This window comes from Paenibacillus endophyticus (assembly GCF_014192395.1).
In the GTDB taxonomy this organism is placed as follows: domain Bacteria; phylum Bacillota; class Bacilli; order Paenibacillales; family Paenibacillaceae; genus Pristimantibacillus; species Pristimantibacillus endophyticus.
This window is the reverse complement of the sequence record NZ_JACHXW010000002.1, coordinates 613,241-627,783: the sequence shown is the minus strand read 5'-3', so window position 1 is coordinate 627,783 and position 14,543 is coordinate 613,241. Positions and strand designations below refer to the sequence as shown.

15 protein-coding genes and 1 pseudogene are annotated in these 14,543 nt (G+C 42.8%); 15 read left to right on the top strand and 1 reads right to left on the bottom strand.

Annotation, left to right across the window (positions count from 1 at the left end):
* The first annotated feature begins 211 nt into the window (after nt 1-211).
* The 5 genes from FHS16_RS05480 (at nt 212) to FHS16_RS32230 (ending at nt 5,383) form a co-directional block, all read left to right on the top strand.
* Nucleotides 212-958: a methyltransferase domain-containing protein gene (locus FHS16_RS05480; RefSeq protein ID WP_183559626.1), complete on the top strand. Its 747-nt coding sequence runs from the start codon at nt 212-214 to the stop codon at nt 956-958.
* A gap of 294 nt (nt 959-1,252) precedes the next feature.
* Nucleotides 1,253-2,281, top strand: a complete 1,029-nt coding sequence (locus FHS16_RS05475; protein WP_183559624.1) for an aminoglycoside phosphotransferase family protein — start codon at nt 1,253-1,255, stop codon at nt 2,279-2,281.
* Nucleotides 2,282-2,461: 180 nt separating this feature from the next.
* Nucleotides 2,462-4,213: a stalk domain-containing protein gene (locus tag FHS16_RS05470; RefSeq protein ID WP_183559622.1), complete on the top strand. Its 1,752-nt coding sequence runs from the start codon at nt 2,462-2,464 to the stop codon at nt 4,211-4,213.
* Between the two features lie 92 nt (nt 4,214-4,305).
* Nucleotides 4,306-4,968, top strand: coding sequence for a Type 1 glutamine amidotransferase-like domain-containing protein (locus tag FHS16_RS05465; protein ID WP_183559620.1), 663 nt, complete (start codon nt 4,306-4,308; stop codon nt 4,966-4,968).
* A 289-nt stretch (nt 4,969-5,257) separates the two neighbouring features.
* Nucleotides 5,258-5,383, top strand: a complete 126-nt coding sequence (locus FHS16_RS32230) for a hypothetical protein (RefSeq protein WP_281378999.1) — start codon at nt 5,258-5,260, stop codon at nt 5,381-5,383.
* Nucleotides 5,384-5,425: 42 nt separating this feature from the next.
* On the opposite strand, the gene FHS16_RS05460 is transcribed toward FHS16_RS32230, so the two are convergent.
* On the bottom strand, nt 5,426-6,325 hold the full coding sequence (locus FHS16_RS05460; protein WP_183559618.1) for a LysR family transcriptional regulator: 900 nt from the start codon (nt 6,323-6,325) through the stop codon (nt 5,426-5,428).
* A 172-nt stretch (nt 6,326-6,497) separates the two neighbouring features.
* Here FHS16_RS05460 and FHS16_RS05455 point away from each other — a divergent pair, with 172 nt between their 5' ends.
* The 10 genes and pseudogenes from FHS16_RS05455 to FHS16_RS05410 all read left to right on the top strand — a co-directional run bounded on the left by FHS16_RS05455 (nt 6,498) and on the right by FHS16_RS05410 (nt 13,998).
* Nucleotides 6,498-7,424 carry a DMT family transporter gene (locus tag FHS16_RS05455; protein WP_183559616.1) on the top strand — a complete coding sequence of 309 codons (927 nt, stop codon included), beginning with the start codon at nt 6,498-6,500 and terminating at the stop codon, nt 7,422-7,424.
* Nucleotides 7,425-7,669: 245 nt separating this feature from the next.
* Nucleotides 7,670-7,807 (top strand): annotated as a pseudogene (locus tag FHS16_RS05450) (EutP/PduV family microcompartment system protein); the annotation flags it as partial.
* 285 nt (nt 7,808-8,092) lie between these two features.
* Nucleotides 8,093-8,290: a hypothetical protein gene (locus tag FHS16_RS05445; protein ID WP_183559614.1), complete on the top strand. Its 198-nt coding sequence runs from the start codon at nt 8,093-8,095 to the stop codon at nt 8,288-8,290.
* Nucleotides 8,287-9,480: a winged helix-turn-helix domain-containing protein gene (locus tag FHS16_RS05440; RefSeq protein ID WP_183559612.1), complete on the top strand. Its 1,194-nt coding sequence runs from the start codon at nt 8,287-8,289 to the stop codon at nt 9,478-9,480. The genes FHS16_RS05445 and FHS16_RS05440 overlap by 4 nt, the downstream gene beginning before the upstream one ends.
* Nucleotides 9,481-9,789: 309 nt before the next feature.
* Nucleotides 9,790-10,380, top strand: coding sequence for a signal peptidase I (gene lepB / locus FHS16_RS05435; RefSeq protein WP_183559610.1), 591 nt, complete (start codon nt 9,790-9,792; stop codon nt 10,378-10,380).
* Nucleotides 10,381-10,588: 208 nt separating this feature from the next.
* Nucleotides 10,589-10,774, top strand: coding sequence for a hypothetical protein (locus FHS16_RS05430; RefSeq protein ID WP_183559608.1), 186 nt, complete (start codon nt 10,589-10,591; stop codon nt 10,772-10,774).
* 181 nt (nt 10,775-10,955) lie between these two features.
* Nucleotides 10,956-11,315: a hypothetical protein gene (locus tag FHS16_RS05425; RefSeq protein ID WP_183559606.1), complete on the top strand. Its 360-nt coding sequence runs from the start codon at nt 10,956-10,958 to the stop codon at nt 11,313-11,315.
* A gap of 161 nt (nt 11,316-11,476) precedes the next feature.
* Nucleotides 11,477-11,830, top strand: a complete 354-nt coding sequence (locus tag FHS16_RS05420) for a hypothetical protein (RefSeq protein ID WP_183559604.1) — start codon at nt 11,477-11,479, stop codon at nt 11,828-11,830.
* A gap of 252 nt (nt 11,831-12,082) precedes the next feature.
* Entirely contained in the window at nt 12,083-12,586 is a 504-nt protein-coding gene (locus FHS16_RS05415) for a VanZ family protein (protein WP_183559602.1), read from the top strand.
* A gap of 125 nt (nt 12,587-12,711) precedes the next feature.
* Entirely contained in the window at nt 12,712-13,998 is a 1,287-nt protein-coding gene (locus FHS16_RS05410; protein ID WP_183559600.1) for an IS110 family RNA-guided transposase, read from the top strand.
* Nucleotides 13,999-14,543 lie beyond the last annotated feature (545 nt).

The following is a 14,543-nucleotide window of genomic DNA, read 5'->3' as shown; positions in this document are numbered from 1 at the left end:
CACGGGCAGGTACGTTCTATCCCCGGCTACCGCTATCTTACGACTACACAAAAATGAGGTCTACCAGAAAGATCTGGTGACCTCATAATACGAACTGGCAGGTTAGCGTAATCACTTCGCGAATACCTTATTATGTATCGCGATTTAAAGAAGTTCGCAAAAAAGACGTTATCTGATACCTGATATCTTAAAGACGGACGGAGGAACAACAATGGATCCCAATAACATTCGAATGAGAGAATTTATTTATTCTCTTATCGATATCAAACCCAACATAACGATTCTAGATTTAGGGTGCGGTCAAGGATATGATTTGTTCCGCATTTCTGAGCTTCTTGATGATGGAAGCAGACTTGTCGGTATCGATTCTATGGAGAATTCCATTATTAAAGCCAAAAAAAATTATGGACAAGATGTAAGAATCAATTTCATAAATCACAATTTTGCTCAGGATATTCCGTTTAATGACGATAGTTTTGATCTTGTCATTTCAAATAATATGTTGGAATGCATTAAGGATAAACAACATCTTCTAAGAGAAGTACATCGAGTACTTAAGCCAGAAGGACAAGTGATTTTTGCCCATTTTGATTGGGATTCACAATTGATAGATGGAGACAATAAGGCACTAATAAGAACAATCACACAGACTTTTAATGATTGGAAGCAAGATTGGATGGATGATATCGATTCTTGGATGGGTAGAAGATTATGGAGAACATTCCAAGATTCAAGATTATTTACTGGCAAGATTGAAACACATGTACTAACAAATACAAAGTTTGAAGAACCCTATTATGGGCACATGATGATTCGAGATTTTGAATCGTTAGTGAGAAGAGATATGTTAAAAGCAGAAGATTATAAAGGATTTTTGGACAACGTTGAAATATTAAATAAGAGCGATCAATTCTTTTATAGCATAACTATGTATATTTATGTCGGAGCGAAATCATAGAAGTCAGTTACTTATGATATCACCCTATTCATTCTTTGGATCCATTCTCCCTCGGTTCGCCCAAGACATTGCGGATTAAACTAACGAAAACTATAGTTGAATATTACGGCTCTATTGTGGCCTGCTCATCTTATTAAGCAAACAAGGAGAATAGTTATAACTAAACTCTTCCCAAAATTAGGGATTACATTTGATATAATCATCTAAGCAGCTGGTTTAACAGCTAGAACTCGAAACAAAACTCTCGCCATATAGAGTAAGCAAACGGAGAGAACGGAGAAAACGGAGGAATAAATGAATATTGAACTTGAAAAGCTTATTTACGCTTTAAACCAACGGTTCAAGACGGATATCATCTCTGCCGACTACCAAACTATGCCGTTACAGGGCGGAACAGTGGGAAATGTGTACCTGGTAACGGGGATCGCCGAAAGCGTGGATGGCAAAAAAATGCCGTACCGTATAGTGCTGAAAATCCAAAATAAATGGGAGCGTTACGGCGATCCGGGTTCATGGCGTCGAGAATATGATCTCTATTCGTCTGACTTGGGAGCGACGTTCTCGCAAGCCCTCCGCTGGCCGACATGTTATCATGCCGAGCTCAATGCCGAAGAAAATGAACACCAGCTGTGGCTGGAATATATCGATGGCGTAACCGGCATAGACTTGACCGGTGACATGTATGAAAAGGCCGCGCTGGAGTTAGGGCGCTTTCAAGGAAAGTTGTATGCGGAGCAGCCCGCCGTGCTGCAGAGCCTGAACAATCTGAGCCATGCGGATCTCATGAAGAATACGTATCTGCATTATCGGTCATGGCCGGTCGTCTACGATTATATACGCTCGGAGGATTGCGGATTCCCGATGCACGTGCGGCAAATGCTCATCGACATCGATGAGCAAGCAGACGAGATATTCGCTCGTATCGAAAAATTGCCCCTCGTGCTATGCCACCGGGACTTCTGGGTAACCAACCTGATTTATGCTGAAGGGAATATCGCGCTCATCGATTGGGATACCAGCGGATGGGGCTACCTGGGAGAGGATCTCGCAAGCCTGATTGCAGATGAACCGGATATCGATCACATGGTCGAATACTACCAGCGATGCGTCCCCGCGTATTACAAAGGCTTTTCGGAGTATGCACATGTAACCCGAATCGCCGATCATTGTGTCTATGAGATCATTCTTCTCGTATTCGGGTACAGGCTTGTAGAGGGGTATCTTCACACAGAGGCTGATGACGAGAAGACGAAGCATGTCCATACTCTCCAAAAAATCTATGAAATGAAGACCAACCCTGGATGGTCACATCTAGCTACATAGCCTGAACTAACGGGTAACAATAGCTTAATAACTGCACCACGAGGCTGCCGCGAGATTGATCGGCAGCCTCGTTTTACTAACGGGAAGCTAAGAAATATTACATGAAACTATTTAACTTTGTTAGGCGTTAGAAAAATGAGAAATGTTATGCATGTTAATTGAAAAAGGGAGATGAAACGTTTGAAGAAATGGTTTGCCATGGCTATGGTTTGCAGTGTCGCTTTGGGATGCGGAAATGGACTAATAGTCCAAGCCGCAGAAACGGTGGCAGTGAGGTCCGAAATGCGTACAGCGTTCGATCCTGCATTTCCGGAAATATTGCGTAAAGATTTGAAGGAACTCTATACAAAGATGGATCACTCGGTCGTACTGCCAACTTATGTACCGATGCCGGACGGAAAAGTGTTTGCGTTTGACCATAAAATTGAAAAGATTGGATATACATTGAATGCTTATTTAGGTAAGAATGCTGATACCGCAGCAGCGGATAAGAATTTGATCTACACCATATCCTCAGACACAGACAAATCGAGGTCATTAATGCCTGAAGGGGAATTATACCAGAAACTGCCCAAGAAAAATGATTGGACGGTATACTATGCCACCTCGGAGGTTACCAATTCCGAATATTTCACATTAAAGCAGAAGTTTTCGGCTGCTGTTGAACAACTACCACTGTTACCAAATTCGAAAGGTGATCTATATTTATATAAGAAGGATGGAGTGCTCTCTGTAGCGGCAAGTTGGAGTTATGACGCTCAAACCGATTACCAGTTTGTTTCGGAGTGCGCGGAGCTGTCTTTTGATGAAAAATTCGCTCTAATTCGCAGCATGCGACCAGTATTAAATCTTTTTGAGAAAGCCGATGCGTATGTACTGCCGGAAGCCCGTACGTTAGATCTGAAATTCAACAGTACCTTGCTTGAACAGAGGGAAAATAACAAGAAGATGCAGCTTTCGAAAACTCCGTTTTTATATAAGGGTTCGGTCTATTTGCCACTACGTGACTTAGGAACATTGACCGGTATGGAAGCGCATTATGTAGCTCAAGATAAGACAGTATATTTTATGCCTCGTGACCACAATCGGGTCGGGATGGAGTTGAATGCGCTCACGGGAGAAGTGAAATCACGCGGAGTCTCTATGGGCAAGACAACAGTGCTGAATAAGGAAGGAAGGCTGCTGCTTCCGGTGAAGTTTTTTTCCGGACAGTGGGGGCTGGGCGTTGTTTACAATGCTGAAAACAAGACAGTTACAGTTAATGACTCTAAATTTACTTCAAACCAGAATATAACCAGAGATCAGAATGCAGAAGTGCTGACGATGAAAGTACTCAGTGCAAATGGGCCGATGTTCCTTTATTCAAACCAATTTTTTTATACAGGTGGGTGGGGATATAATAATCTGATGCCTCCAACTGGCTATTCATCATTGAAATATTCTGTTCAACAAATCAGCGTACCACTCATTCCTGGCCAGAACGAAATCGAACTAACCAATATTCACACCAAAAAAACAATCGATACTATAACGCTTCAGAATACCTTGCCTGCCGACAAAGTCCCCTTCCGAGGTGGAAACACCCAATTTTATGACAACATGTCCAAAACCATAACTCTCTCAACGAATGATGGAAAAGAGAAAGTGTGGGGCGGCGGATATGCAGAAGCGAAGAAGGAAGTTACGGTTACAGGCATGATCAGTAAACCAGCTTTCGACTCTATCAGAATGATTGTGAACGTGAACGGAAAAGACAGTGGGCAAGTAGTTTCTGTGTCTTCGCCTGGAGGCGATTTTTCATTCAAGATTCATCCAGACAAGGGGCCAGGGATTTATGAGGTGAGCCTGTATAATCCAAAAGGATCGCTGCCCTCGACAGAAGCAGGGGAAATGATGGCGGATTTCGTGTCATTCGTCATTCGATTTCAATAGAATTGTTGCTCAGCATTTTGTTGTAAAAGTTATTATAAATTATCTTGCCTATCATATTTTCGAACACTTTAGGCACACAAAGGAGTGAAGTTATGAAATTTCTGCTTACATCTGCAGGTATCAATAACAAAAGCATACATAATGCGCTAGTTGACATGTTAGGCAAGCCGATCGCCGACTCCAGCGCCTTGTGCATCCCCACCGCGATGTACGGACACCCCTGGGTCGGCCCAGGCGTCCAAACTTGGAAATTCATCAGCGGAAATGAGGAGAGCCCTATGGTCGACTTGGGCTGGAAGTCCGTCGGCGTGTTGGAGCTCACAGCGCTGCCAAGTATCGACAAGAGCCGATGGGTGCCGTTAGTCAAGGAGACGGACGTCCTGCTGGTGGCGGGTGGTGACGCCCTCTACCTGTGCCACTGGATGCGGCAGTCTGGTCTGGCAGACCTTTTACCATCTCTGCGGGCAGTTTATGTGGGAATGAGCGCCGGGAGTATGGTAATGGCACCTAAGATCGGGGAATTCTTCCATGGCTGGACTCCGCCGAGCGGTAGCGACGAAACGCTGGGACTGGTTGATTTTGCGATATTTCCGCATTTGGGCCATGAGATGCTGCCTGAAAATACTATGGCTGCTGCAGAGAGTTGGGCCGCTGGGATGCAAGGTCCAGCATATGCGATGGATGATCAGACCGCGATCAAAGTGATCGACGGAGCAGTCGAAGTTGTCTCCGAAGGGCATTGGAAGCTGTTTTAATCCTTTTTGTAAGGAAAACGATGTCAAACACCTCAGATTGCACGATGAACGTGTAAACAATGTTAACTGGGGTCGGTAGAGAATGCTACCAAAATAATAAAGATGGGCAACGAATTCGCGTTCATGGAACATAGGGATAAATCGAAATATTGAATGGGCGAATACGTAAAGTGAAAAAGCCACTATTACAAAGGACGGTAAAACCAAACAAGGCTGCCGATTTGATATGCTCCCCAAAAAGTAGACAGGTTAATAATAAAACCTGCTGCTAGGAGGGGAGCATTTTATTATGCCTAATAATCAATACCGTGCAGAAGAGAAGCTCGCTATTATCGAAGAGATCGATTGCGGCGAACTGGGCGTTATGGCCGCTACATATAAATATGGAATTTCAAAAACAACCTTGGTTAAATAGATGAGTTCAGGCAATGCGATTCCGTCATCTTTTATCGAATACTTAAACTTTGATTAAGGACTCATGTACGGTTTGAAAAGGGAACAATTTCTGAGCCGTCTCGATAAACATTTTTACCGCAATGGTACAATTCTCTACGGGAGCGGAGGCAATGTGGATATCTCGGTAAGCCTCGGGAGACAGACGCTTCAACGTTAGACCTTGAGGACAGTCCAACAGGGAAAGTTCGGACATGACCGCCAAACCTTCACCCGCAAGCACCATTTGAAGAGCGGTTCTGTAATTGTTGAGGATGTATTCTATTCTTGGTGCCATGCCGGCACTATCAAACCACTTCAGGACAGGCGGTTCATAACCCGCTTTGCAGATTATCATCGGTTCCTCGCGTAAATCTTCGGGGCGGATTAGACTTTTTCCGTTTAGAGGATGATCGTCTCTCATGACAGCGTAAATGCCTTCCCGATACAGAGGAAAAGAATCGGTGGCGTTATCCGAGGGTATGAGTAGGCCAACATCGATTTGTCGGTTATCCAACCAATCCTGCACATCTATAATAGTTCCTTCCACGATGCTAAACTCAATCCTTGGATAAAGACTTTTGATATGGCTGATTAGTTTCGGCACAAAATATGACGCGGCCACCGGGAAAGCACCGATACGGACATATCCCGTTTCCAGTCCCTTTTCGCTGGCAATTTCCTGATCGATTTTGTCATATCCTTGAAGAATCTCCCGGAAAATCCGAACGATTCGCTCTCCGAACGGGGTCAGGGCAACGCCATGGCGCCGATCGCGGATAAGTAGGGTTACCCCTAGCTCGCGTTCCAGTGAAGTAACCGCTCGACTGACGGCCGGCTGCGTCATATTCATCTTTTCCCCGGCTGCCGTAAAGCTTCGAGTTTCCGAAATAGCGACGATCATCTGTAGAAGAGATTTATTCATATCAAATTCGGTATCTCCTTCATGATTTATATTCATTTTATTTATGATTAAACCTATTGTATCATGATTATAGAACGAGAGATAGAACACGGTAAAGAAACCTAACCAGGCCTAAAAAAAGGCGCTGAATTGTCGAGAGACCTGGATTACCATGAAGATAGGAGTCTTGAAAATGAATGCAAGAGCATGGCTATTTCTAATATTGGCGAATCTGTTTTGGGCAGGGAATCTTATATTCGGCAAATCGGTTACGTTAGATTTTCCGCCGATTTGGGCCTCCTTTTTCCGTTGGGCGCTTGCGGCCGTCGTGTTGATCCCCATGGCGCAACTTGTGGAAAAGCCGAACTGGCTGAAGGTATGGAAAGACAACTGGGGCATTTTACTATTCTTGTCGATGGTTGGCGTCGTGGCCTACACGATCCTTACATATACGGCACTCCAGCACACCTCGTCTACAAACGGCAGTCTGATCAACAGCTTAACTCCGGCTGTTATGATTGTAATGTCTCTTCTGTTCCTGAAGGACAGAATTACCGCGAGGCAAGGGGCAGGACTGATGTTATCTTTCCTTGGAGTGCTAACGGTATTAACTAAAGGGCATCTGCTCGGTGTCTTTAGCACGCATTACAACCAAGGTGATGGCATCATGCTAGCAGCCGTATTTTTGTGGGCTATGTATTCGATTATCGGCAAGAGAGCGCAGCATCTTCCTCCCATTACGTTCGTTGCGTTCACCGCTGTTATCGGCGTAGTGTGCATGGCACCATTGCTGTTTGTTCAGCCTTTGCATATAGAACAAATCTCCGTTTTCGGCATAACGGGTATTATCTATTTAGGTTTGTTTCCATCCATCGGATCATTTCTGTTCTGGAACCAGGGAGTAAAGGAGCTTGGACCGGGGAAAGCCAGCATTACAATGAATTTGATGCCGGTTTTTACCGCTATCCTGTCTGTATTAATAGGTAAAGAGCTGCTGATCTCCCAAATCGTCGGCGGGGTTATCGTCATAGCGGGCATGCTTTTGTCGGCAAACCTAATGACTCGTGCTCATAGAGCCAAACGGGGACCGAAAACCATACGAAGCACGAATATGGGCTGAAGTGGAGGTTTCTTCCATAAGTTTGTTTTTCAATATCATTGGTGATCGGGTTTTCTTTTTAACTTTCGTGTTATAAAAAAGAGCAGTTTGTCGGTCAGACCCCCAAAAATAAAGGTGAGTTCCACCCTTGAAGGAATGCCACATGGCAGCCCTTCGCTATGCTAACGGGCAAGCTAGCGTGATAACTATGAGTATCTTATAATGAAGGGAAAATCTGTTTATAAGATTCATTGACAGGGGTCAATATGAAAAAAATTGTACTTATAGGTTCTGGAGGTTCAGGTAAATCAACTTTGGCAAGCAAGCTGGGCGGAATTTTATCGATTGAAGTTCACCATCTGGATGTAATCTTTTGGAAACCGGGTTGGATCAGCACGCCAAAATTACCGTTACCGCATAGCACAACATTATTCAGCTATAAGGCATTCGTTCCACGTTCATCGATATTTATTTTCAAGGCTTCAATCGACAGACATTCGTTACTCACACTAACTGGAAACTTTAGCTCAATACACAACGTAGATGAAGCTGCCGCGGCGATCGGCAGCTTCATTGCTTTAACGGGCAGTATTTTTCAAAGCTCTTGTATTTATGCTCGAGATAATGGTAACATTTTATAGGAACAAGTGTTTGTTTTTTGTGTTTTCCAACGGATAGGGGGAATAGGTGTGGTTGAAATCTTTGATAAAGAGCAATATTCGGTTATTGGAAAATTAGGAAAGCGGTATGCCTATGATGCTCCTCAATGGATACCCTCATTATGGAAAGAAGCAAACCGTAATTTTATTGAGATAAGCAATATCGCCATCCATCGTCATGTGCAAACGGCTCCCGTTTGTTCAGTAAAGGAGCCGATGTGTTCATGATTCAATTGACGAACCGCCAGGCACGGCAATTTCTACTATTGAAGCACGGTTTGTTGGGCGAATATCATTTTGCCGGAAAGCAGGGAGCATTGGATTTTGTGCGGCAGGTCGGCTGTATTCAATACGATCCTATTGATGTTTGCGGAAAAAACGCCGAACTGGTGTTGCAGTCGCGCATCAAAGGATTTACCAAGAACATGCTCTCCGAATTGCTGTATCGAGATAGAATCCTTGTGGATTATCCCGACAAGAATTTGGCCATTATCCCTATCGAGGACTGGCCGTATTTTGAGCGGTACAGGCAGGCCGCCCGACAACATGCCAAGCGCTATCCCGAAATGGAAGCGTTGATAGAGCAAGTACGAACTCACATCCAAAATCACGGTGTGCTAAGTTCTGATAATCTAAAATTGGATGGAAATTTTGCTTGGCAATCGGCCATCCACTGGAGCAGCGGAAACAATTCAACCCGGTCGGTGCTGGAGCAGATGTACTCTACAGGCGAGTTGATTATACATCACAAAAAAGGAACGCGTAAATATTACGATATCGCCGGGAAGTACATACCGCCAAATCTGCTGAATGCGCCGGAGCCGCTAGAAGGAGAGCTTGAGCATCACAAGTGGCGGGTACTGCGTCGAATCGGCGCTGTTGGACTTTTATGGAATCGCGCATCCGATGCCTGGCTGAACATATGGGGATTGAAAGCGGAGCAGCGCAACGAGGTTTTCCGCCAACTGTTGGACGAAGCTCGCATTGTTGCTGTTGCCGTGGAACAAATGAAGAATATACTTTATTGCCGCGCGGAGGACTTGCCGCTTATTGAGGCCGTTCTGCAAAATCCAGCGCCTAAATGGCGTTGCGAGCTGATTGCCCCATTAGATAATTTCATATGGGACAGAAAACTGATCAACGAATTGTTTGGATTCGATTACACTTGGGAGATTTACACGCCTGCAATCAAACGGAAATTCGGCTATTATGTGTTGCCTATAATATATGGAGAAAGCTTCATCGGACGAGCCGAGGTAATCGCGGAGCGAAAAGCCGGGACGCTCGTTGTTAAAAACATCTGGTACGAGAACGACATAAAGCTAACAAAGCAATTGCGAAAAGCCTTGAACAATTGTTTTCAAAATTTTGCATTATTCAACGGATGCGAGACGATTTCGACAGAGTCCATGATCTGATATTTCCAGTTTCCCTGTAACATATTCAAATAATTTTCCGCATCCTAAACAGGTAAGCCTACGCGTATGATATAAACTGCAACCTTGCCTGGACATCCATTTCTATCAGTGACTCATGTTGCCGTGTCAGGTAACACAGATTGATCAAATGCTGACCCCGTTTTTTGTAAGGCCCCAGCTGCGGTTAGTCAATCCACGTTTGCGCTAACGAGGAACCATAGTTAAATAACCCGCCAAGGGCATCCGAATAACGGAAAACAGCATTGATTCCTAAATTTACACGTAGCCGCAAGGAAGAAAGAGGTGAAGATGAACTTGATACAAAAGATAACGGTTCTTCTAATGCTATTCATTGCCTTAATTTTGAGCGGTTGTACCAAAACGGTCACAGATACCGTGACAGAATATAAAATAAAGGTCATTGAGAATCCTGACCCATCGTTAAATAAGGTAAAGGTGCAAACAGACGGAATGTTATCAGAAGTTGGTTATAGTCACCCGCATCCTTTTGCTATGGGCAACGAAGTATTAGTAGACTTGAAATACTATGAACAACATGACATTTCCCGCGGGGATATTGTAGTGTTCAAAACAAAAAACAAAAAAGACCAAGACACAGATATTGCAAGAGTCGTGGGGCTCCCTGGTGAAACGGTGCGCATTAAAAAGGGCCAAGTCTATATTAACGATAACAAACTGGACGCGTTTTATGGCAATGATTCTCCTTCTGACAACAGTGATTCATGGAACGCTGTAGCGTTGAAAGAAAACGAGTACTTTATCTTGGCTGATGTTCGTTGGAGAGGATTCAATGACAGTCAAACGGCGGGATCTTTTTTAAAACAAGATGTCATAGGAAAAGTCGTGGGATATAAAATACCTAGTATAAATCAGGAATAGAATAAAAATTAACTTGTGCACATGTGAGGAATAATCATAACGGGTTTTATGCGTCGTAGTTAATCCGCTGCACGTGAAGAAAAGCAAAGAATTAGACGACAATTCGCCGACTAAGAAAACACGTCCGGTAAACACAAGGGACATTAATTTGAAAATAAAAGTGAAGTTAAATGGTGGTATGATCTGGGTTTAAAGGAGGGGATGTGGAATGTCAGAAGAGTTGAATCGAGAAATACTTGATGGTGAAATTAAGAGAATAAATCAAAAAGCAGATACATTTGGTGAACGAATAGGAATATCAACTTCTCTCAAATGTATTGCAGTAATAGTAGGGTTTCTAATTGTAGGACCTCTACTTATGATGGTTATTGGAATTATAGGTAGGATATTTTGATATGAGTTAAGTTATCTGTTGTTACGCTAATGGGAAACGATAGTTCCACCCTTGAAGGACTGCCGCATGGCAGCTCATCGCTACGCTAATGGCAGGATTCTTCAATGATGTCTCGAACATAATAGAACTTAAAGTGTAAATTAGATGAAATACCCAAAAACCAAATTAAGGCGGAACAACAGTGGAAAATCAATTAGTCTCTCTGAAATTACCAGCAGACTGGATCATCAAATGGAATCAATTTTATGAGATCAATACTAATGAATTCATTGATGAATCATTCCCATTTCAGATTGAGTTGCAAGAGGACATTTTTTTATTTATAAATCTATCAAGGAACAGAATGCTTGATTTAGGGTGGTATCCTGAAGGAAATCCAAAAGGAAAATATAGATTGGTTCTCATTGAAATGGATGTAGAACAAGATAAGGAAATAGAAAACTGGAATAATCCTTTAATTACATTTACAGCGAGAGATAACATCGAAATCAAGAATAAGGTTAATGAAATATTGAATAAGGTAAGTGAAGGACTTCTATAAGAGAGATTTCATTGTTATTCAGGAAATCGTCATCGAATGAACGGCACATTGCGCTTGCGTTCAACTAACGGAGAACGTTAGTTGAAACAAAAATTTCACTTCCAACTGAATTATACTTTTAACAATGGATTTTTTGATTGCATTAGAGAAGAGTTGATAAAATGTTCAATGTTACTGTAGAGATAACTCAGGAACGAAAAAACCAATTGCTCGAATGGATAACTTCACATGAAAATGCGACAGGCGAATACGATAAAGGAGTCCAAGTTGGGCTGAGATGGATGATAGATAAAATTGGAGTCACGGAATATCTCTACACTAATGTGGCCGAGGCATCTTCGATCTTAATCAATCAAGATTTTATTAATGAATGCACAGAGAAATTTGATGAGAATTGGATTGATGAGGTATGGAATAGTGGTTTCGCTGTGGCGATAATTGGGGTTTTGGATTTATTTAATATTCAAGTTATAGAGTTCCCAACTCCGAAAAAGACCAATAATACATTACGCTAACGGGAGACGTTGAATAACACTTATTTAATAAGCAGGCGCTGTGGTAGCCTGCCTTTTTATTAAACTAAGGTCTATATAGCTAGACAAATTAGACTTTTTATCAATCTTCGTCGGTATGTTATAATAAACCTGTTTTTACAACACAACCAAAGGATGATCATTATGCTTATTCAAAACTCACATATCGCAACACCCAGCCTGAATGTCATTTAAACCTTCTCTGAGGTGTGGAAGGTGTGTATTGGGTCAATAATGAAGACAAATGATATTCAATTTATGATATTAAGAGTAGTTTTTTTAATCACTTTTCTAGTTTATTTACTTTTATTATTAAAAGTCATATTGTTTAAAGCTGCATCTCCATTTACCATGATGGATTATCTCCTTGATTTTAATTTGAAGGATTTCAAACGTAGCCTTACTTTAAGTAGTAACTTTGTGCCTTTTAAAACGATATCAAGTTATGCTTTTCATACGTCAAACCAAAATATTGTTATCAGGAACGTTGTGGGTAATATTATCCTTTTTATTCCCTTTGGATTTTTGTTACCAGTGATTGCAGGGAGGAAGCTAAACTTTGTTCAACTTATTATTTCTTCTTTCTTACTGAGCTTATTTCTTGAACTCATTCAATTGTTTTCTCGAATAGGTAGCTTTGATGTTGATGATTTATTGTTAAATACTCTCGGGGCAATACTGGGTTTTTTTACTTTGAATGTTATCACCAAAGTAATAAGACATAGAGTAAGAAAATGAACTAACTTGTTCAGTCACAGTTACGCTAAACATTCCTGTTAAGGCTAAGAAATAGCCTTTGTCAAAAAAGGAGCGCCTCGGTATGATGGGTTTGTCCAATACATCATCAAGGAGGCGCTCTTACTATGAAGTTTAAGCAATCAGACGCACAAAATCAACGGCTTGAACGAATTACCACCTCGCATCTCGTCGTAGGGATCGACATGGCCAAAGAAACGCATGTCGCACAAGCTACGAATTTCCGAGGGATCGTGGTTTCCAAACGACATCTCTCATTCTCAAATAGCATGGATGGCTTTGAAAAATTGAACCGCTGGATGACGGAGTTACAGCAGAAACATCGATTAAAGAAGCTCATTATCGGCATGGAGCCAACTGGTCATTACTGGTTTAACCTGGCCAACTGGTTAGCAGATAAGGAATTACACGTGGTTATGGTTAACCCTGCTACGACGAAGCGCAATAAAGAAAACCGAGATAATAGTCCATCAAAGAACGACCCTAAAGATGCACTTATCATCGCAGATTCAGTAAGTCGGGGCTTCTACTATGAGTACACGCGTCAATCACTAGTTTTTCAACGCTTACGTACCATAATGAGTGATCGCGAATTCTGGGTGTCGAACAGTGTACGCCTGCAGAATCGAATCATACGTTGGCTGGACATTCGCTTTCCTGAGTATCCATCCGTATTCAAAGATTGGACCTGTAAGCGATCATTGGCGACCCTCAAGACATTCCCTTGCCCACAGGATTTGGAGACGTATGCAGTACCGGATGTAATCAGTGCTTGGAGAACCCATATGCAGCGCGCTGGGGGTTCTACGGGGATGGAGAAGGCTGCACAGCTTATCGCTCATGCTAAACGCAGTGTCGGAGATCGAACCGCTGTAGAAGAATCGAAGGCAGATTTAATACGGCTTCTTGAAGAATTTGAACGAGTTACAACCATGCTTGAACAGATTGAAAAGGACATCGAATCCCTGCTTTCTGAGATTCCAGTGGCACAGCAGCTTCGTACCATAAAAGGTCTCGGGAAGATCTTCACCGCGGCCATTTTAGCTGGCACAGGAGATTTAAGGCAGTATGCGCATGGTCGTCAGGTATTACGGAAGGCTGGCCTGAATTTGGCTGAAAGTACGTCAGGGAAGCGAAAAGGACGAATTGTTCTATCGAAACGAGGGGACTCAGCTTTGCGAAAATATCTCTATCTCGCGACGGTTCAGCTCGTTTGGAATAATCCCGTATTCCGCCATCTGCATGAGCATAATGTGCAGGAAAAGAAGATGAAAAAGCAGCAATCCATATTTAAGTTAATAGGAAAGCTGGCACGAATTCTTGTTGGTATTGTTCAACGAGGAGAAACGTTCATACCTGAGAAAACCGTACTTGCATGGGCAGAAGCAGCTTAAGTTAAGTAGTAAACACGTATATTGACTCATTCGCAGGATTTCACAAAGAAAGCACGGAGGACCGAGTTCGTTTCCCAAAAGGGCTCAGACCCATCCGCTAAACGCTATCGGTCTCCACACCTTGGACAGGTATAACGAAGGAATGTAAGGGCATTGACCCGTTGAGTTGTGGGAGGGTGAACCTCCAGGGATCATGTGGAGTATGCGTGCAGTAGAGATAGCCTGGGGAATATTTCCTGAGTGTTCCTCTATTTCCGTATGCCCAGCCCACCACCTCAACCGGCAGCAACTGCGTTGCTTCCTGAGATGGTCATGATCCAAGGTGACGAAATCCTGCGAATGAGTGAGTATATGTGAGATAAACCCTTAAAACCGAGGGACGGGAAACTATAGCTTAATAATCACCAGGACGAGGCTGCCGGCATAAATCGGCAGCCTCGTTGAGCAAAAGGGCAGGTTAACGCAACAAACTAATGAAAACATTCAACTTTGTAACACAATAATATGTTGATATATGTTTATATGTTAAGTTCGGAGTGATCACT